This is a genomic window from Anabaena sp. CS-542/02, assembly GCF_028331085.1.
Classification (GTDB): domain Bacteria; phylum Cyanobacteriota; class Cyanobacteriia; order Cyanobacteriales; family Nostocaceae; genus Anabaenopsis; species Anabaenopsis arnoldii.
The window spans coordinates 40,684-60,864 of sequence record NZ_JAQMTM010000063.1 but is presented as its reverse complement, the minus strand read 5'-3'; the positions used below and the strand labels follow the sequence as shown (position 1 = coordinate 60,864).

22 protein-coding genes are annotated in these 20,181 nt (G+C 41.8%); 13 read left to right on the top strand and 9 right to left on the bottom strand.

Translation table 11 applies throughout. From position 1 onward, the window contains the following. Positions 1-295 (bottom strand): inactive serine/threonine-protein kinase VRK3 (locus PN447_RS06685; protein WP_271761877.1); only part of this gene is annotated, 295 nt, incomplete at its 3' end. Between the two features lie 192 nt (positions 296-487). On the opposite strand from PN447_RS06685, the gene PN447_RS06680 reads away from it, so the two are divergent. From PN447_RS06680 to PN447_RS06665, 4 genes are all read left to right on the top strand, one after another. Continuing rightward, positions 488-748, top strand: coding sequence for a hypothetical protein (locus PN447_RS06680; protein WP_271761874.1), 261 nt, complete (start codon positions 488-490; stop codon positions 746-748). Next, positions 726-1,094, top strand: coding sequence for a type II toxin-antitoxin system VapC family toxin (locus PN447_RS06675; protein WP_271761871.1), 369 nt, complete (start codon positions 726-728; stop codon positions 1,092-1,094). Before PN447_RS06680 ends, PN447_RS06675 begins: the two co-directional genes overlap by 23 nt. Positions 1,095-1,157: 63 nt before the next feature. Beyond that, a complete protein-coding gene (locus PN447_RS06670) occupies positions 1,158-2,096 on the top strand; it encodes a Fic family protein (RefSeq protein WP_271761868.1) in 939 nt (312 codons plus the stop codon). Positions 2,097-2,474: 378 nt separating this feature from the next. Continuing rightward, the gene (locus PN447_RS06665) at positions 2,475-2,612 is read left to right on the top strand and encodes a hypothetical protein (protein WP_271761865.1); all 138 of its coding nucleotides are present in this window, start codon (positions 2,475-2,477) and stop codon (positions 2,610-2,612) included. A gap of 69 nt (positions 2,613-2,681) precedes the next feature. On the opposite strand, the gene PN447_RS06660 is transcribed toward PN447_RS06665, so the two are convergent. Next, positions 2,682-3,827: a cysteine desulfurase family protein gene (locus PN447_RS06660; protein ID WP_271761863.1), complete on the bottom strand. Its 1,146-nt coding sequence runs from the start codon at positions 3,825-3,827 to the stop codon at positions 2,682-2,684. Positions 3,828-4,416: 589 nt separating this feature from the next. Here PN447_RS06660 and PN447_RS06655 point away from each other — a divergent pair. The 3 genes from PN447_RS06655 (at position 4,417) to atpC (ending at position 8,185) form a co-directional block, all read left to right on the top strand. Continuing rightward, complete coding sequence (locus tag PN447_RS06655) at positions 4,417-6,045, top strand: phospholipase D-like domain-containing protein (protein WP_442867082.1); 1,629 nt, start codon at positions 4,417-4,419, stop codon at positions 6,043-6,045. Between the two features lie 189 nt (positions 6,046-6,234). Next, the gene (atpD, locus tag PN447_RS06650; protein ID WP_271761856.1) at positions 6,235-7,683 is read left to right on the top strand and encodes a F0F1 ATP synthase subunit beta; all 1,449 of its coding nucleotides are present in this window, start codon (positions 6,235-6,237) and stop codon (positions 7,681-7,683) included. Between the two features lie 88 nt (positions 7,684-7,771). Next, on the top strand, positions 7,772-8,185 hold the full coding sequence (gene atpC / locus PN447_RS06645; protein ID WP_271761854.1) for an ATP synthase F1 subunit epsilon: 414 nt from the start codon (positions 7,772-7,774) through the stop codon (positions 8,183-8,185). Positions 8,186-8,281: 96 nt separating this feature from the next. Here the strand turns inward: atpC and PN447_RS06640 are convergent, their stop codons facing one another. Then, positions 8,282-9,502 (bottom strand): acetate kinase, encoded by a 1,221-nt coding sequence (locus PN447_RS06640; protein ID WP_271761852.1) that lies wholly within the window; start codon positions 9,500-9,502, stop codon positions 8,282-8,284. Between the two features lie 167 nt (positions 9,503-9,669). Here PN447_RS06640 and PN447_RS06635 point away from each other — a divergent pair, with 167 nt between their 5' ends. Next, positions 9,670-9,924: a hypothetical protein gene (locus PN447_RS06635; protein WP_271761850.1), complete on the top strand. Its 255-nt coding sequence runs from the start codon at positions 9,670-9,672 to the stop codon at positions 9,922-9,924. A gap of 43 nt (positions 9,925-9,967) precedes the next feature. Here PN447_RS06635 and PN447_RS06630 read toward each other — a convergent pair whose 3' ends face one another. From PN447_RS06630 to PN447_RS06605, 6 genes are all read right to left on the bottom strand, one after another. Further along, positions 9,968-10,972, bottom strand: a complete 1,005-nt coding sequence (locus PN447_RS06630) for a transaldolase (RefSeq protein WP_271761848.1) — start codon at positions 10,970-10,972, stop codon at positions 9,968-9,970. A 235-nt stretch (positions 10,973-11,207) separates the two neighbouring features. Beyond that, a complete protein-coding gene (gene gap, locus PN447_RS06625) occupies positions 11,208-12,224 on the bottom strand; it encodes a type I glyceraldehyde-3-phosphate dehydrogenase (RefSeq protein ID WP_271761845.1) in 1,017 nt (338 codons plus the stop codon). Positions 12,225-12,436: 212 nt separating this feature from the next. Next, positions 12,437-12,682, bottom strand: a complete 246-nt coding sequence (locus PN447_RS06620) for a DUF7219 family protein (protein ID WP_271761843.1) — start codon at positions 12,680-12,682, stop codon at positions 12,437-12,439. A gap of 12 nt (positions 12,683-12,694) precedes the next feature. Then, the gene (locus PN447_RS06615) at positions 12,695-13,462 is read right to left on the bottom strand and encodes an alpha/beta fold hydrolase (protein ID WP_271761885.1); all 768 of its coding nucleotides are present in this window, start codon (positions 13,460-13,462) and stop codon (positions 12,695-12,697) included. A gap of 91 nt (positions 13,463-13,553) precedes the next feature. Next, complete coding sequence (gene fldA / locus PN447_RS06610) at positions 13,554-14,066, bottom strand: flavodoxin FldA (RefSeq protein ID WP_271761840.1); 513 nt, start codon at positions 14,064-14,066, stop codon at positions 13,554-13,556. A gap of 413 nt (positions 14,067-14,479) precedes the next feature. After that, complete coding sequence (locus PN447_RS06605) at positions 14,480-14,740, bottom strand: hypothetical protein (RefSeq protein WP_271761838.1); 261 nt, start codon at positions 14,738-14,740, stop codon at positions 14,480-14,482. 147 nt (positions 14,741-14,887) lie between these two features. Here PN447_RS06605 and PN447_RS06600 point away from each other — a divergent pair, with 147 nt between their 5' ends. The 5 genes from PN447_RS06600 (at position 14,888) to PN447_RS06580 (ending at position 20,044) form a co-directional block, all read left to right on the top strand. Then, entirely contained in the window at positions 14,888-15,262 is a 375-nt protein-coding gene (locus tag PN447_RS06600; RefSeq protein WP_271761835.1) for a DUF4870 domain-containing protein, read from the top strand. 265 nt (positions 15,263-15,527) lie between these two features. After that, on the top strand, positions 15,528-16,370 hold the full coding sequence (locus PN447_RS06595) for a DUF2382 domain-containing protein (protein WP_271761832.1): 843 nt from the start codon (positions 15,528-15,530) through the stop codon (positions 16,368-16,370). Positions 16,371-16,669: 299 nt separating this feature from the next. Next, positions 16,670-17,485 (top strand): DUF2382 domain-containing protein, encoded by an 816-nt coding sequence (locus tag PN447_RS06590; protein WP_271761883.1) that lies wholly within the window; start codon positions 16,670-16,672, stop codon positions 17,483-17,485. A 171-nt stretch (positions 17,486-17,656) separates the two neighbouring features. Further along, positions 17,657-18,214 (top strand): DUF2382 domain-containing protein, encoded by a 558-nt coding sequence (locus PN447_RS06585; protein WP_271761829.1) that lies wholly within the window; start codon positions 17,657-17,659, stop codon positions 18,212-18,214. 129 nt (positions 18,215-18,343) lie between these two features. After that, positions 18,344-20,044 carry an alpha/beta hydrolase gene (locus PN447_RS06580; protein ID WP_271761826.1) on the top strand — a complete coding sequence of 567 codons (1,701 nt, stop codon included), beginning with the start codon at positions 18,344-18,346 and terminating at the stop codon, positions 20,042-20,044. Positions 20,045-20,181: the final 137 nt, after the last annotated feature.

Sequence of the window (20,181 nt, the reverse complement as noted above, 5' to 3'; positions counted from 1 at the left end):
GTTTACCCAACTCCTCTAATCTTTGTGCTTCCTGTGCAAATAACTGGGATGCTTTTTCAATGGTATCAGTTCCCTGAGCTTGGGGTAAAAACTGCTTAATTACACAGTAGGGCTGGGATGGTTTATATTGGTCTGTAGCTAGAAATGTGCGCCCAAAACCACCCTGACCTAAGATTGAGCGGGGTATGTATCTTTCTGTCAGCAGCAACTTACTACCGCATTTCTCACAGTATTGAAAATTATCGGGGTTGGGGTGCAGACAGTCTGGGTTGAGACAGTAGATTTGATTGCTCATGTCTGGGGCGGTTTGTCAGGTGATGATTGCCAAGAGTTATTATACACTTAAGTATGGGTTAAAGTGCCTGCACAGAAAACTTTTAGGGAACACACCGAACGCTTCCACCAAAGCCGGATAATTTACAGGATGAATAGAGAGATTTGATCACCAATTACCAATTACCTAATAGAAGATATGGAGATTTAAGCAATGCTGAACTTGCGAATTACCAAAGAACAAGTATTTAGTTTAATTGAACAATTATCTTGGCAAGAAAAACAGGAGATTTTCCAATATCTGAGTCAAAAACTCCATCGCCAACCAGTTGATAGTCAATCCAATCTTGATCATGCTTTAGAACATCCCATTAACCAACTCTCAGGCAAAATTACAGCTTTTCAAGGGGTTAATGCTTTAGCTTGGCAAGAGCAAATCCGGAGTGAGTGGGATGAAACTCGATTATCTCATTGATACTAATATTTTCATCTCATTGTTCAATCAAGAATTAACCCAACCTGTCCCCAATGGTAACATAGGTTATTCTGTGATCACAAGTATTGAGATTTTGTCTTTTAAGGGTTTATCTTTGCAGGAAGAGAATCTAATTCGCTCAACTCTAAAAACTCTTATCGAAGTATCTCTAGATGCGGCTATTGCCGAAAAAACGATTCAATTACGACGAAAATATAGCTTAAAGATGCCCGATGCTGTTATTCTTGCGAGTGCTTGGGAGTGTGCAGCAGTGTTGATTACGAATGATCAGCAGTTGTCCAAAATCAGCGAAGTACAGGTTATTTCTTTGCCAACGAAAAGTTAGGTAAGAGGGAACAGGGAACGGTTCCACCAAGGACGGATAATTTACAGGATGAACATAGACCCTATGCTAGTATCCTATTCTCAACTTTATGAACGGTTTATTGATCAGGTTATTGGTTTAAGTCAAAAAAAAGATTTTTCCTTAACTGCTTTAATCAGTAACTATATTAGCATGAATTACCAGCTTAAATTAGAACAAATAGACAAGTTAAAAGCCTGGTTAGATGACTTTAGACCATTTGACCAAACAATAATCGCCGAACTCAAAAAGCTATATGATGTCCGCTTTACTTATAACTCTAATGCCATTGAAGGGAATACTTTAACTCAAAGTGAAACTGAGTTAGTGTTAACCAAAGGAATTACCATTGGTGGTAAGACTCTTGATGAACATTTAGAGGTAGTTGGACATAAGGAGTCCATTGACTATATTGAGAGTTTAGCACAAAAAGATACAGTAATTAATGAATGGGAGATTAAACAAATTCACAATCTAATTTTGAGGAAAATTCACCCTAATGAAGCGGGTTTTTATCGGCAATTAGATGTAATGGCAGCAGGGACAAATTATATTTATCCTCCCCATTATTTACTGTCTCAAGTAATGACAGATTTTGTGACCTGGGTCAATTCAGATGCTGCTTTAACACTCCATCCTGTAGAATATGCAACCATGGCACATTATCGTTTTGTTTCTATCCATCCTTTTCGAGATGGGAATGGCAGAACGGCTAGATTATTAATGAATTTATTGTTAATTCGTGCCGGGTATCCTATTGTAGTGATTAATAATCAAAAAAGTAATAATTATATTCATGCTTTAGCCTATGGACAACAAAACCAAGATGATTTAAGTCAGTTGTTTGATTTGGTTTGTGATGCTACTATCAGTTCATTGGTGGAAACTTTAAGGTTATTAGTAACTGCAAGTAGTAGTAGGGAAAAAGGGCAGATTTTTTATCAGGAAATTACTGATTTTATTGATAATTATTTGATAAAATAGGTAAATTGCTGTTTGAAATTAATCGAACAATTCCATTATTCAGGGCGATCGCTCTGGGTGCGGGGGTATCCTGGTTGTATATATTATTGCATAGGGAACCAGGGAATCAATTCCCTGTCTGAAAGCTCATGTCGGTTAAAAACCGACTGGTTTTGGGGAGGGGTGGAGGTTGTTTTAAAAGCGACTTAATTACCTTTGTGAGCGATCGCCCCACAATTACCGCTATGCTAGGGATTGAAAATTGCCTGTACCGAAGTAGCCAGGGAATGGAATTCCCGGTCTGAAAGCTGAAGTCGGTTAAAAACCCACTGGTTTTGGGTTGGGGTGGCTTAATTACCTTTATGAGCGATCGCCCCACAATTACCGCTATGCTAGGGATTGAAAATTGCCTGTCCTGAAGAAATTACCAACCAAAAGGGGTGGATTACCCCAGAGCAACTAGGAGCGATCGCAGATAAATACCCCAAAAATAGTTATGGTGAATATTTGTGGAAGTTATTAGGACAAATCCCTTGACCCCTCTTCCTAGTCGGTTTTCAACCGACTTAAGCTTTTAGACAGGGAATTTATTCCCTGGCTCCCTTATCAGGAATAAATTCGGTGTAAAATTTGCTGAAATACCATCGCAGCCCAATCTACATCAGCAGGGGTAGTTTCACGCCCTAGGGTAAAACGTACCCCTCCTAAAGCTGCTGACTCTGAATACCCCATTGCTAAAAGTATGGGACTGGGACTAAGTTTACCACTATGACAGGCAGAACCAGCACTAATACCAATACCAGCCAGATTCATTTGTCTAACTAGGGCTTTACCACTGACTTTTTTACCATCCGCATCTTTTATACACAAACTCACATGGTGAGGTAATCGATTGACTAAATCACCCGTGGGGACTAAACCCGGAATATCTGCTAATTGAGCAAATATGCGATCGCGCAAGTTAATTAACCTGGGTGTTTCTCTGGGTAATTCTACTGCTGCTAGTTGTGCCGCAGTTCCAAAACCCGCAATGGCCGGGACAGCTTGAGTACCGGAGCGTAAACCCATTTCTTGACCCCCACCACACAGCAGAGGAACTAATTCTATACCTGGACGCACATAGAGCGCCCCCGCTCCTTGGGGCCCATATATTTTATGACTAGAAATACTCAGTAAATCTATTGATAATTCTTGCACATCTATGGGTAAACGTCCCGCGGCTTGTACCGCGTCAGTGTGAAATAAAACCCCGTGTTCCTGGGTAATCTTTGCTAATTCTGCAATGGGTTGGACTGTACCAATTTCACTTTGTCCATAAATTACAGACACTAAAACAGTATTGTCTTGTAATGCTGCTTGTAACTCTTGGGGGTTAACCCTCCCCTTGCAATCTACACCCAAGCGGGTTACCTCCCAACCCCACTTTTCTAATAACCGTACCGGTTCAGAAATAGCGGAATGTTCCACCTGAGAAATAATTATATGTTGGGGTAGATTATATAATCTGGCAATGCCGATGATAGCCAAATTATTGGACTCAGTACCACCGGAGGTAAAAACTATGGATTCTGGCGCACCATGAATTAATTCTGCTACTTGGATTCTTGCCTGTTCCACAATTGTAGCCGCCCGTTGTCCCCACTCATGTAAACTGGAAGGATTACCCCACTGTTGATTGAGGACTGCTTGCATCGCAGCCATGGCTTCAGGGCGAGTGGGAGTGGTGGCGCTGTAATCTAAATATATTTGCATATTAATACATAGATAGGAAATACGGCGCTATGGGTCTGTTTCTCAAGGTTTTTCGGCATTATAGTTATAATGTGGCGTTAGAGGATGTTTGATAAGTTTTATAAGGTGATTTTAGACACTTCTTGATACCCCCTAACCCCCCTTAAAAAGGGGGGAACTAGAGTCAAAGTCCCCCTTCTCAAGGGGGATTTAGGGGGATCTAAAAATATTAGATACACCATGAGGGACTTGACAAACATCCTCTGAGCGAAGTCGAAGGAATATCAGGGGGAGGAAGTGAGGTTAAGAGAACCGCAAGAGATTTTAGAGATTATTGGGGGGATCGTGGTTTCGACTTCGCTCAACCACCGAAATCAATACAGACCACATATCGACTTCACGCTGGTGACCACCGGGTTGGGGTTGTGGAATCATGTCACTGAGAAATTCATATCGATTAAATCCAGTCCCCTCCCCTTACAAGGGGAGGGTTAGGGTGGGGTAAAACAATATTTGATACACTAATCATGACTTGACAAACATCCTCTTAGCCATAAATTTACCATATTGATTGTTGATATTTTCCCCAATCCACTGTTTTTAAATTACCGTGCTGATTTTCCCACCACGAAAATACATCCTGATCTTTTTGCTGGTTTTGATGATCACGGCTTGTCAAAAACTACCAGATAAAACTCAGCTTTTACCAGCCCTACCACAGGACCCATTAGTTAAAGTTTACTTTAACCATTCCCCATCAGCAAAATATCGAGAACCCTATCGCCTACAAACTCGCCTGGGAGATAACCTAGAACAACAGATTATTGATACCATTTCTAGAGCCACATCTACAGTAGATGTAGCCATTCAAGAATTGCGCCTACCAAAAATTGCCCAAGCATTAGTAGCAAGGCAAAAAGCCGGTGTACGGGTGCGGGTAATTTTAGAAGATAATTACAGTCGTCCTTGGAGTAGTTTAACACCGGCGGAGGTGCGGAAGTTAAGCCCCAGAGAACAAGCTCGTTATCAAGAATTTTATGATTTTGTAGACCAAAACCGAGATCATCGCCTCAGTGAGGAAGAAATTAATCAACGAGATGGGTTAATAATTTTACAAAATGCCCAAATTCCCTGGATAGATGACCGTGCTGATGGTTCTGCTGGGAGTAATTTGATGCATCATAAGTTTGTGGTGGTAGATAATCGTTGGGTGATTAAAACCTCGGCAAATTTTACCCTCAGTGATATCCATGGTCAATATAACAACCCTACCAGCTTAGGCAATGCTAATAATCTGTTACATATTGACAGTCCGGAATTAGCCAGTTTATTTACTCAAGAGTTTAACATTATGTGGGGGGATGGTCCGTTCGGGAAGCCAGATAGTAGATTTGGCTTGGGTAAACCCAGGCGATCGCCCCAAACTATTCAATTAGGTGAAACTGAAATTACTGTAAATTTTTCCCCCACTTCCCGCGGCCAACCTTGGGATAAATCTAGTAATGGTTTAATTGGTCAAAACTTAGCTGAGTCCACCCAATCCATTGATATGGCCTTGTTTGTGTTTTCCGAGCAGCGTCTGTCACCGATTCTAGAAACCCGTCATTTGCAAAATGTGGCTATCCGGGCTTTGGTGGATTCAGAATTTGCCTACCGTCACTATAGCGAAGCTTTAGACATGATGGGGGTGGCGCTGAGTTATAATTGTCGGTATGAAATTGATAATCATCCATGGCAAACCCCCCTGACTACAGTCGGTGTTCCTACTTTAGCTCCGGGGGATTTATTACATCATAAATTTGCCGTAATTGACCAAGAAACAGTAATTACAGGTTCTCACAACTGGTCACAGGCGGCCAATTATGGTAACGATGAGGCAGTATTAATAGTCAACAATCCTACCATTGCAGCCCATTACAACCGGGAATTTACGCGGCTCTATGGGGGTGCGATATTGGGTATACCTCCATTAGTTCAGGAAAAAATCGCTGCACAAACAGAAGAATGTCCCCAGATAATTACCCGCAAGTCCAGGGATAATCAGGAAATAATTCCGGTAAACATTAATACAGCTACTATAGAAGAACTAATAACTCTTCCGGGGATAGGTGAACGATTAGCGCAAAGAATCATTACTGATCGGGAGGCGCAAAAATTTACATCTAGAGAAGATTTAGCCAGAGTCTCAGGGATTAGCACTAGAATGGTCAACAATTGGGGCGATCGCCTGAGTTGGTGATACTGGGTAAATAATGTTTTGGTTGATAACAATTTACCTTGCGCCCCAATATCCAGTAATTGATCCCTTTTTTAAGGAATTACTAAGGTAGTTGTGTCCCCCTGCGGTGCTAAAGTGTAAGATGACATTGCATCATCTCAAGTCTTCTAAGACCCTACCTGAAATATAGTTTCAATTATTAGGTCCCCCATGGTCACCACAGCAGAAAAAACAAATATTGGCTACATTACCCAAATTATTGGCCCAGTTGTAGACGTTAAATTTCCCGGTGGAAAATTACCCAGAATCTACAACGCTTTGAAGATCACAGCCACCAACGAAGCAGGACAGGAAATCAACCTCACAGTTGAAGTACAACAGCTTCTAGGGGACAACCAAGTGCGATCCGTGGCGATGAGCTCCACTGAAGGTTTAGTGCGCGGTCTTGAAGTTGTTGATACAGGCGCTCCCATCAGCGTTCCAGTTGGGAAAGTTACCTTGGGACGGATTTTTAACGTCCTGGGTGAACCTGTAGACAATCAAGGGCCTGTAAATGCTGAGGAAACCTTACCAATTCACCGCCCTTCTCCTCAATTCACTGAACTGGAAACCAAACCTTCAGTATTTGAAACTGGGATTAAAGTTGTTGACCTCCTCACCCCCTATCGCCGTGGCGGCAAAATTGGTCTGTTCGGTGGTGCAGGTGTTGGTAAAACCGTCATCATGATGGAATTAATTAACAACATCGCTACCCAGCATGGTGGCGTGTCTGTGTTCGCTGGTGTAGGTGAGCGCACCCGCGAAGGTAATGACCTCTACAACGAAATGATCGAATCTGGGGTAATCAACAAAGATAACCTCAATGATTCTAAAATTGCTCTAGTTTATGGTCAGATGAACGAACCACCCGGAGCCAGAATGCGGGTTGGTCTGTCAGGTTTGACTATGGCTGAGTACTTCCGTGATGTGAGTAAGCAGGACGTACTACTGTTTATTGACAACATCTTCCGGTTTGTACAAGCAGGTTCGGAAGTGTCAGCGCTCCTGGGTCGGATGCCTTCTGCGGTAGGATATCAGCCTACCCTGGGAACTGATGTGGGTGCTTTACAAGAGCGGATTACCTCCACCACAGAAGGTTCTATTACCTCTATTCAAGCGGTGTATGTACCTGCGGATGACTTAACCGACCCCGCTCCCGCAACCACTTTTGCTCACTTGGATGGAACTACAGTACTATCTCGTGGTTTAGCAGCTAAGGGTATTTATCCCGCGGTTGACCCTCTGGGTTCTACTTCTACTATGTTACAGCCTGATATTGTTGGTGCTGAACACTACAATACCGCTCGTGCTGTGCAAGCAACTTTACAACGTTACAAAGAACTTCAAGACATTATCGCTATTCTCGGTCTAGATGAATTGTCTGAAGAAGACCGTCTGATTGTAGCACGGGCGCGGAAGGTAGAGCGCTTCTTGTCTCAGCCTTTCTTTGTAGCTGAAGTATTTACCGGTTCTCCTGGTAAGTATGTGAAGTTGGAAGATACTATTAAGGGCTTCCAAATGATTTTGTCTGGCCAATTGGATGAATTACCAGAACAAGCTTTTTACTTGGTGGGCGATATTAACGAAGCGATCGCTAAGGCTGAAAAGATCAGAGGTTAGTCATTAGTCATGAGTCACTAGTCGTTAGTTGTCATCCTCATGACTAGTGACAAATTAGGCAAAATTACAGACAAAGGACAAAGGACAAATGACTCTCACCGTTCGTGTAGTCGCACCAGATAAAACAGTCTGGGATGCTGTAGCTGAAGAGGTAGTTTTACCTAGTACTACCGGTCAGTTGGGTATCTTAACCGGACACGCCCCTATGTTGACAGCTCTGGATATAGGTGTAATGCGCGTCCGTGCTAGCAAAAATCAGGATTGGGAAACTATCGCTCTTTTGGGTGGTTTTGCGGAAGTTGAAGAAGATGAAGTCACAATTCTGGTGAATGGTGCTGAACGTGGCGACAAGATTTCACTTGAAGATGCACGTACCGCTTTTAACCAAGCACAAACCCGTCTAAATCAGGTGACACCAGGCGATCGCCAAGCACAAATCCAAGCCACCCAAGCTTTTAAACGCGCCCGCGCTCGTTTTCAAGCTGCTGGTGGTATGGTGTAATTTAATATTGGGGTCTATTGGCCTTCTCTGGGGTGGGTGAAAATGTCTCGTTGACCCCGCCCCTGGTTTTAAACGCAAAGTGTCGCAAAAATTAAGTTATTTTTTTTGCATAATTTGCCAGCATTGTTGGGCGATCGCCCAGTCTTCTTGGGTTTTGATGACTAAGACCCTGATGGTTGAGTCTTCTGTGGCTATATCTTGATCAAGGGGCTGCTGTTGATTTTTTGCCGGGTCAATTTTTAGTCCCAGAAATCCAAAGGCTTCACAGGCTGCTTGGCGAATTCCTGGGGATTTTTCCCCTACCCCGGCGGTGAATACTAAAGCATCTAATCCTTCTAGACTGGCTAGCATGGAACCAATACCAGACCTTAATCGGTGTACGTACATATCCCAAGCCAGTTGGGCGCGGTAATCTCCTTGAGCGATGGCTGCAATTACTTGGGGTAAGTCGCTGGATACTCCCGAAATTCCCCTTAAGCCAGAGGCTTTGTTTAATACATAATCTAACCGCTCTGCTGAGTAATTTGATTGCCGCAATAAATGAATCAAAATCCCTGGGTCAATTGCACCGGAACGGCTCCCCATCATTAACCCGTCCAGGGGTGTAAAGCCCATAGTGGTGTCAATACTGCGACCCTTTTTGATTGCTGCTAGGGAACAGCCGTTACCTAAATGACAGGTAATTAATTTCAGGGATGCTAAATCTCGGTTGAGAATTTGGGCAGCACGCCCGGAGCAATATTGATGACTGATACCATGAAAACCGTAGCGGCGAATACCTTGCTCTACCCACTCATAGGGACCGGGGTAAATGGCGGCTGCATCGGGGAGGGTGGCATGAAATCCAGTATCAAATACTGCCACTTGGGTGACATCCCCTAAGCTCTGTTCAATGGCTTCTATCCCTTCTACTGCGGCTGGATTATGTGCTGGGGCTAGGCTGGATAAACTGGAGATTTTGCTTTTGACATCTTCGGTAATTATTACACTTTTTCTGTATTCCTGACCACCGTGGACTACACGATGCCCTACTACATTGATTTCTGAAAGCTGATCTATGACTTTAGTGGCTCCACGAGTCAGAGTGTAAAGGAGATATGCCACGTGCGCCCGTCGGGAATCACCATAAATTGATTCTTGTAGTGTTTGACCCGTCGCTGTTTTCACTTCAATCTCTGCTACACCCCGGTCTTGAGTCCAGTTAACTTTGCCTTCCCACAGGGGTTGGGGGGTTTGATTAGGCATAGTATGATCGGGGATCTCATACAAACAACTTTTTTGGCTGCTGGAGCCAGCATTTAAAACTAGTACTTTCATTACTTTTACCTAGTTGAGGTTTGTCACCGGTTAACTGTATAGTTGCCAATTTTCAGCTATTAAATAAAGTCATTACCCATAATTTACCGCAAGGCAAAAACATGAAAGGTTTCCAGAAATTATACTCAGTTGGGATTTTGATGTTTGCCTTCATCTATCCCTCAGCTATGGCTGAAGCTAAAAATACTGATCTTAATTATGTTCTCTATCACCAAAATGCGGGAGTGGAGACAAGTTTCATGGGGGGAGATACTAACCCAGAAGTTTTACTAGCTCATAGATATAACAGAAGTCGTATTAGACGACACCACCATAAATATAGACCAAGAAGGTACTATAGTGCGGCACATTATCGTCATGGGCGTTGGCAGTTAGTTCGCGATCGCCATGGTAGATTAATCTATGACTGGCACAGACATTAAGGTACTGACAGAATAGGGTGAGGAATCCTCACCCTTGGCTACATTAATGGCTAGCTATTACTTCTTTTTCCAGGCGCTCTAGGCGTTGTGCTAATAGTTCTTCTAAAGAAATCAAAGCTTTGGTAAAGCCATCAATACCTTCTGCTAGTTTATCCGATGCCATGCGGTCAGCCTTGTGCATCTTCTCAAAAGTAGCTTGATCAATGGATATCTTTTCAATTTCCATGGTTGCTACCCGAGCGGGATCAAGTTTCCGTGGTAGTTCCCCTATGGTGGCTTGCAATTCCGCCAACAGTGATGGGGAAATGGTCAGCAAATCACAACCGGCTAATTCTGTGATTTCGCCAATGTTACGGAAGCTAGCCCCCATAACTTCGGTTTTGTAACCAAACTTTTTGTAGTAGTTGTAGATTGTGGTGACAGATAATACCCCTGGGTCTTCCGCGGATGGGTAACTATCTCTGCCAGTATCTTTTTTGTACCAGTCGAGAATGCGACCCACGAAAGGAGAAATTAAGGTAACACCGGCTTCAGCACAGGCGATCGCTTGATGCAGACCAAACAATAGAGTTAAATTACAATGAATACCTTCTTTCTCTAAAATTTCCGCAGCGCGAATCCCTTCCCAAGTCGAGGCAATTTTAATTAGTACCCGTGAGCGGTCAATCCCAGCCGCCTTATATTGGGCAATTAATTCTCTGGCTTTGGTAACGGTAGCTTCAGTATCAAAAGACAAGCGAGCATCTACCTCTGTAGAAACCCGACCCGGAATAATTTGTAGAATCTTTAACCCAAAAGACACTGCTAAACGGTCAAAGGCCAGAGTCACAATATCCCCTTGACTAGCAGCCGCACCAGCATCTTTTTTAGCTTGGAGCAAAGTTTGATCAACAATTTCCTGATATTCTGGCATTTGTGCTGCGGCTGTAATCAGGGAAGGATTAGTAGTAGCATCTTGGGGTGTAAACTTCTCAATGGCTTTAATGTCCCCTGTATCTGCAACCACAACCGTCATTTGACGTAATTGTTCTAGTAAACTTTTAGACATATTTTTCTCCATGAGTTGTGCTAGTTTAGGACTTACTTGATTCCCTTGTTCTGTGCCCTATCCTTTTACTGACAATTACTAACTAGGCAATTTTACTTAAATATTGCCTTATTTACTGGCAGTTTTGTGCCTCAGCCCTATTCTAAGTGCTTTCTACCCAAATTGGCTGTCCAATAGAATGCACTTTAATTAAACTTGTTGTTCTTAGCTGACTAATTCACAAACCAGAAGTAATTTATTCTTTTTGTGACATGGACAACATTAAATCCACCACGCGATTTGAGTACCCCCACTCGTTGTCATACCAAGCAACCACTTTAAAGAAATGGGAATTTAATTCAATCCCCGCGCCAGCATCAAAAATAGTCGAATGGCTATCACCTTGAAAATCAGTAGAAACTACTTCTTCATCAGTATATCCCAATATACCATTTAATTCACCCCTGGCAGCGCGCTGCATTGCCGTGCAGATATCTTGGTAACTCGTAGCTTGGGCAGTTTTAAAAGTTAAATCAACCACAGAAACATCGGGAGTCGGAACCCGGAAAGCCATACCAGTTAACTTACCTTTTAATTCTGGCAAAACCAAGGCCACTGCTTTAGCAGCACCGGTGGAGGAGGGAATAATATTTTGTGCCGCACCGCGACCACCCCGCCAGTCTTTTTTGCTCGGTCCATCTACAGTGGGTTGAGTTGCGGTCATCGCGTGAACCGTGGTCATCAACCCTTCCGTCAGTCCAAAATTATCATTGATGACTTTAGCTATGGGAGCTAGGCAGTTGGTGGTACAACTGGCGTTAGAAACAATTAAATCTTTAGCTGGGTCAAATAGGTGATGATTTACACCCATTAACAGTGTCTTCACTCTCTCTGGATCTTTGGTGGGAGCAGAAATCACCACTCGCTTGGCACCAGCTTGTAAGTGTTTACTGGCGCTTTCGTAATCGGTGAATAGTCCAGTGGATTCTACAATATAATCTGCTCCCAATTTGCCCCAAGGTAATTCAGCCGGATTCCTCACGGACATACAAGGGATAAAATGCCCATCAATCAGGATCCCGTCTTCTTTGGCCTCAATTTTACTGTTTAACTTGCCATGGGTGGAGTCGTATTTCAGCAGATAAGCCAGGTTGTCTGGTGGTACTAGGTCATTAATGCCCACAAACTCAAGATTGGGATGATTCAAACCGGCGCGTAATACTAGTCTGCCAATCCGACCAAAGCCGTTGATGCCAACTTTTAACTTAGTCAAGATTAAACCTCCTGTGGGACTTTTACTGTTTACCTTATGATCCTGACAGTCTTCACTAGTTAAGCTATATTTACTTGACATCTTTTAAGGTTTTCACCTTCTGGCTAGTTCTTAAGCCTATGGGACAAAACTCAATTGCGCCTGAATGGTCATACCATTCAGGCGGTGCTTGCAAATGTCAATTAGTGTTTCGTACACAATCAAAAATACACTTAGCTGATTCCTAAGTCTTGTTTACTACTTTTTAACTGTTTCCAAAGAATCTGAATTTGCTTGTAGGCTTCCTGTGGGGACAGCTTACCACCAGTTTGTAAACTGCAAATGTAGCTGACTCGTTGAGAAAAGTCTTGCAGTTTAGCGTTAAAAACCAAATGCTCTGGTTTGAACTCCCCGGAATATGGACTCCGAGGATAAAGAAAATCACATAATTCACAGAGGATATCTGTTTGCGGATTCATAGATGTTGAGATTTATCGTCTTTTTTCATCGGCTTTTGATGCACATGACTGTATGCAATATATGGGCTGCGATCGCCTGTTATGATCTCCCCAAAAATTCAGAATTTGCTCACCCACCTGTTGAGGATGAAAGTAGTGAAAGAAATGATACCCTTGGGGAAATTCCCACAGTCTATCTTCTGGTTTGAACCAATTGCGCCAGTCATGTAATGCCGGTGGATTGACTACACAATCAGTCTTGCTACCGCATACCATCATGGGCATAGCAACCCCTCCCTTGGGTAAATATACCAACTTAAACAGAGAATGGGGCGACGGTGATTGCTCTAAGTCTTTATCTAAGGCAGTCATTAACTTCTTTGTGGTGTGAGCTGGTTGTTTGCCAAACAGGCTACGAACAATATTTACCAGAACTTGCTCCCGGCTAATGCTGAACAACTGTCGTTGAAAGTAATAATGGGCGTGCCAAGTATTAGCAGGTTGAGATGCTACAGCTAAGAGCGTTAGCGATCGCACTTTTTCGGGGTAGCGACGAGCATAACTTAAGGCGATCGCCCCACTGATCCCATGGCCAGCTAAATGGACTGGATCAGGGCAAGAATCTAAAAAATTACCCAGCAACAGCACAGCTTCATCCACAGAACTGGCTTCATCTCGTGTTTGTTGATATTCCCATTGAGCGATATTCATATACCTAGACAGGTATTGAAGTAATGGTTGATCAAAACGCTTCAACGCTGAACTAGTATTTAACCAAACAACATCCAATAAGTCAGACATAAATAACCGTAATTGTGCTGTGTAAGGGGTGATAACTTTAGCAGCCACGGACTCTTAAAAAGGTACATAGGCGATGCCGGGCTGCTATTTTCTACAAGCTAAACTCAGTCTTCAACTGAGTCACCCAAGTCTGAATCCGCTCATCTGTGAGATCCGATTGATTATCATCATCCAGAGCTAAACCACAAAACTTCCCATTGCGCACAGCTTTAGATGCGCTAAAATCATAGCCATCAGTAGGCCAATAGCCCACAGTTTTACCACCCTGTTGGGAAATCTTTTCTTCCAAAATCCCCATAGCATCTTGGAAGTTATCAGCATAACCAATTTGGTCTCCAGTACCAAAATAAGCCACCATCTTCCCAGTAAAATCAACCTCGTCTAAATCAGGATAAACACCCTCCCAATCGCTTTGGAGTTCGCCAATATTCCAAGTTGGGGAACCAATAATCAGATATTCATACTCAGCAACATCAGCAATATCCGCCTGAGAAATATCGTGTAACCTCACGACATCACCACCAAAGGCATCACGAATGATTTCCGCCGCAGATTCAGTTTTCCCAGTTTGAGTACCGTAGAACAAACCAATTTTTTTTGACATTTTGACACCTGATAAATAGTTTTAAATGCAGTTGGAGGGTTGAAGTTTTACCCTGAGATATCTACCCAGTTTAATGAATATATATCTCAATAAGCTCTGAAGATATCTTAGCAGAGTTATTGCCATACTTTATCAGTAAAATAGTGTAAATTTTCGTAAACAGACACATATATAACCTCTAAAAAGCCTATAAATATTAGGTTTTAACCATGTGGGTAGTTGAAAATTTTAGAAAAATCAGAAAAATTTTTGGCTAAAATGCTAGTAAATCTCAATAAGACTGTGGTAGAGTGCAAACAGCTCACACAATGTTAATAAACCTTCCACATTTATTAGGCTGAATCCTGTTTTGAGATTTGGGACAACAAAACAGGAATTTGGCCATTTTTTGCAGGAGTACGTAAATTCAACTATCAGGTATGAAGGTTGGCTTGTTCTTGTAACCACGGATCTACAGGCTGTCCATCTTTGCGCCGTAGTTCAATTTCTACCACCATAAATAACTTCTTGGAAGGGGGCGCAGGCTTTTGATGGAAAATAATATCATAATCTAATGGATTATGTTTGCGTTCTTTGAGCCATTCCTGTACCTTGATTGTAGCAAAAAATGATTGCCCCTGGTCAAACAGCCGGGTAATCTGCATTTGTAATGTATAGGGATTAATGCGACCCATTTTTTAAATCCTCTGTGGATTAAACCTGATTCCTAGTTTATGTCACAGGCAGTAATAACAACTCCTAGAGTACGGTAAACTGTCATACCCAACCGATGATGTATTCGTTAAAATGAAAATGACCAACCTACTTGAGAGAACACCAGGATGGAAGTTGGATACAATGCTGATAAACGTAAATTGCTGTCATCTGTGTGTCACGGGGCAATTTTCTTTAGTACGACATTATTATCTATTGGGGTTCCCATTGTCATTAACTTAATTTCCGATGACCCAGTGGTGAAGAGTAATGCTAAAGAATCCATTAATTTTCACTTTAATGTTTGGTTTTGGGGAACCGTAATTGGAGTACCAATTGGGGTTATATCTTTTCTCACATTTGGCTTAGGGGGAATTTTGTTCTTTCCTCTGGTTGCATTAGGTTTTGCACTGCACTGGGGATTGACAATTTGGGCGCTGTTGCACTGTTTCAGTCAGCCCGATGAACCATTGCGGTATCCTTTTATTTTCCGAGTTTTCTAATGGTGTTTCATTCGATATTTTTCTCACAGAAGAGGAACACAGGTTAATATCCCTGTTCATTTTCCCATGAGATGGTTAAAATAATTGCTGTGTCTGACTTAGGACTGACGCAAGTTGGACACGAAATTAAATTATAAATTATAAATTATAATTTTATTATCTATAAATCATCAAATATATTCCCTCAATTCAGCCGCCAGTAAGAGGAAGACAATGATGAGAATTTTTATGCTGATAGGTATAAATATTCTACACCTGTAAGTATATGCCTCTTTACAAACTTGAAGAATTTGACCCTAACTACCGAGAAACATTTGGCGGTGATGACGTGAAAACCTTAGACCTTTACACTGAAGGCGGAGTTAGAGTTGGCTCAGTAGCTGATGCTTTAGTTGACCAAGAGGGACGTTTTCGGTATTTAGTTATTGACACCAGCTTCGACTCTGTGAGTAAGAAGATATTACTACCAATTGGGCTTTCTCACATTAATTATCCCGCCCAACGTGTTTATGTTGATGGACTGAGTAAAGAACAAGTTGAGTATTTACCTGAATACCAAGAAACTATCAATGTTGATGAGGATTATGAAAAAGAGGTGCGCCTTGTTTTTCGCCCTGAAAGTAGAGATATCTCTGAACAACAGGATATATCCCTTTACGAAAGAGAACCAGATTTATATAACTTAAATGAACAATATCATCAAACTCTCAGGCTATATGAAGAACGTTTGATTGCTAATAAGCATCGGGTCAAGACTGGGGAGGTAAAAGTTGGTAAGCACGTTGAAACACAAATTGCACAGGTGACAGTACCTGTGAAGAAAGAACGTGTTTTGATTGAGCGAGTTCTTCCCACAGAAATAGGAACAGTGGTAGACCCAAAAGCTCTTAAATTTCAAGAGGGGGAAATAGCACGGATAGAATTGTACGAAGAAAGGCCGGAAATTCGCAAAGAAGCCTTTGTACGGGAAGAAATTAGAGTTAAGAAGGTTGTAGACCGCCACACGGTAGAAGCACAAGACACCATTCGGCGAGAACAGTTAGATATAGATACTACGGGGGAATTACATATGGATGCAGCTAGTAGAAACCCTGAAGAAGCCTTTTGAGTAGCTAATTAGGGAATGTAATTTGGTGATTCATATCAAAGGTAGGTAGGGGAAATTTCGCCTCTACCTCTACTTTTATTGTTAATTTAACAGAAATATCAGAAATATAGCAATCCTAAATGATTCATGAACAATTTCTGTTCCCTGTTCCCTGTTCCCTGTTCCCTGTTCCCTTTCCTCATATATAACTTTTGATGTGATATCAATGTATTAATTCAGTCAATAGTAAGAGGGAAAATAGCTAATTAACCTTTATGTTATTCATTAACAGATGGTATGAAAACTCAAAGGTAAATGTCATGGCTCTTCACAGATTGGCAGATTTGGCTCCAAATTATCGTGAAACTATTCAAGGTAATGATATTCAAGGCTTAGGTGTCTACACAGACAGGACTGATGAAAAGATTGGTACAGTAACTGATGTTTTAGTGGATGAAGAGGGACATTTTCGTTATCTAGTTGTTGATTTAGGTTTTTGGATATTTGGTAAAAAAGTACTACTACCAGTTGGACGTTCCCGCATTGATCATGACGCTGGTCGCGTCTACGCCATTGGTATGACTAGGGAACAGGCGGAAAATTTACCGGAGTTTGAAGAAGGTAGAACACTTGATTATGACTATGAAGAACAGGTAAGGGGGGTTTATCGCGATACCACCCCCCATACTTACAACCGTGATACTTACACTTATGAACATGAACCTTCTTTGTACAAGCTAAATCAGCAAGACCATCAAACTCTACGATTGTATGAAGAACGGTTAATTGGTGAGAAAGTTCGCCAAAAAACTGGAGAAGTAGTAATTGGTAAGCACGTTGAAAGTGAAACTGTCCAGGTTTCAGTTCCCATAGAAAAAGAGCATGTTGTCATTGAACGTGTGACTCCAACAGATGTGGGTCAGGTTGTTCCTCCTAGCGAAGCTAATTTCCGTGAGGGGGAAGTTGCTCGTATAGAAATCTATGAAGAAACTCCTGAAGTTCGCAAAGAGGCTTTTTTACGGGAAGAAATTAAAATCGATAAGGTTGTAGAGCAAGAAACAGTTGAGACTCAAGACACTGTGCGCCACGAAGAGTTAGATGTTAATGCTCCTAATCTTCGCGTTGAGGAGCGCTAATCAATAATTACAACTAATAACCAATTAAACATCAGGTGCGGGTGTGGCTTTTTTAATAGTTACTAGGTTGAACTACTTCACTATCGATTCTCAGGCTATGGTGGTTTAAATACTCTACCATAGTCCTGATAACGGTGATGTAATCAAAACATTTTATCAAGAGTAAAGCTTATGTCTGAATATTTAAAACTGCAAAAAGCAGATGGTCAAAAAACATTAGATAAATTAACTGAAATAAAAACCCTGAATAACAATATGATTAAAAGTCAAACTGAAGTTGAGGAAGAAGATACTTTTCGTTTAATAGAAGAACGATTGATAGGTGATCATAAAAAATCCAAAGTTGGTGAGGTTATTATTCGCAAAGAAATTGAAACTCAGATCATACAAGTACCTGTGAGGCGTGAAAAATTAATTGTGGAACAAGTTTGTCCAGAGAATAAACGACTGGCAGAAATTGACTTGACGCAGGGTGAGATTTCTGGTCTTGAGTTCATCGAGGATGATAGACCATTAGGAACGGTTCTAAATACTCATGTAAATGTGAGTGGTGAATTCAGTTCCCCGAAAATTGCTAGTTTACTTTTAAATGCGATCGCTCAGGAAAAAAATCACGGCTGTGAGCAGGTAAAAATTACAATTGCTGTGACAAATGAGTCACTAAGGAAGAAATATCAGGAGTGGTTTGCTCGTTGTTCTAAAGGGGAGAAACCCCCCGGATCAAAATAAGCGGATAAACCTTATATAATGTCCGAGAATTCATACATAATAAACAGTTTGTATTGTCTCAGCTAAAACTAAAATACTGAATAAGAGCAAACATTTTTTATTGAGTTTGATTAAACGGACATGATATCAGTGAAAAAATTTTGGCAATCTTCAATTTTAGGGCTGCTATGGACTTTGATGACTGCTACCCCCGGAATGGGGGCTGAACGGATTAGCTTTTTTTACCCTCCTTTTGGGGAATTCTCCCTGAGTGTGGACTCATTAGCAATATTTGCTCAAAAAGGGAAAATCACTGATGAATTTTCCTTTTATGCGCGGCGGGTTAATCCCCAGCAACTAGCTCAATTACGAGAAGTGCTACAGCAGGAATTTAATGTTACTCCCACTCTTGTATCTCAGGTGACTTACTCACCTATAGGCGAAGACCTCATAGACCGTTTAGGGGGCTTAATACGCACGGAATCAAGGCAAAATGGCTTTTACGCCATCAGAGGTGCTTTAATACTAGCTGCTGCTTCTCCAGAAGGCTTAACAGTGGTGAATTTTCTGCGTCACTTTCCCTCCCCCACAGTACGGTTAAATTTTACAGAGGGGCTAAAGTTAGTTGATGATTTATCGCAGGTATTAGAGAAAAGGGATCAGGTTGTAACTTGGATTCAACAAGAAGCGATCGCCCATGGCGCGCCCATTAATTGGAAGCAACGGCCGGATTTAGCTGCATCTGGTCCGTTTACTTGGCGACGAACCGAATTGATACTCCGGGATAGATCCCGCAGTGTTCTTCGCATTATACCCACAGATATTTATCTACCACAAGGAACAGCGCCGCCTTTTCCTCTGATTGTGATTTCTCATGGTATTGCTTCTGACCGTTCTTCTTTTGCTTATTTGGCTGAACATTTAGCATCCCACGGTTTTGCTGTAGCGGTATTAGAACATCCGGGGAGTAATGCGGAACGTGTTCGGCGCTACTTGACGGGTTTGGCTGGGCCATTAGAAGCCGAAGAATTTATTCACCGACCTTTAGATATTAAGTTTCTCCTGGATGAACTTGAGCGCAGAGAAAAATCAGATCCTAACCTCCAAGGACTCAACTTTGAGCAAGTCGGAGTCATGGGACATTCTTTTGGTGGTTACACTGTGTTAAGTTTGGCAGGAGCCAAGATTAATTTTGACCAACTGCAACAAGATTGTAGTCCGAATATTTCCTCTTTTAATTTGTCTCTGTTTTTACAGTGTCAAGTTACGGAGTTAGAAGTTAAAGATTATGCACTCCAAGACGACCGTATTAAAGCTGTATTGGCTATTAATCCTGTATCTAGTTCAATTTTTGGTGAAAGTGAAATCAGTCAAATTCGAGTTCCTGTGATGCTGGTGGCGAATAGTCAGGATATTGCTACCCCCATTGTGTCTGAGCAGGTTCGGCCTTTTACCTGGTTGACTACTCCTAATAAGTATTTGGTATTAATTGAAAATGCTACTCATTTCAGTGCGATCGCCCAAATAGATGCAGAAAATAATGTTTTACCTATACCACCGGCTTTACTCGGTCCAAATCCTGCGCCAGCTTATTCTTACCTTCGGGCTTTGAATTTGGCTTTTTGGCAAACACACCTTGTCAATCGCCCCGAATATGCTTCTTATTTACTACCCTCTTATGCTGAATATCTCAGTCGATATCCTCTCAATCTCAGTGTGTTAAATTCTTCCTCAGCGGATCCATTGAGTCAAGCATTGCAAGAATTCAATCCTCGATTATCGAAAAAATGGGTTGAAACCCCCGTTGTTCTAAGACGGCTTTTCTTGATTCTTGGAAAAAAACTTGCCTAAAAAACAACAAAAAGCTAAAATGGAATGTTCGGCATAAGGCATCGGCACGACTTTAAATGGACAGGGAGTGACTATAAGACTGCTTCAGCAGCGCGTTACTGTGAACTGTCAAGAATCACCGAGCTTCAAGATCGGTG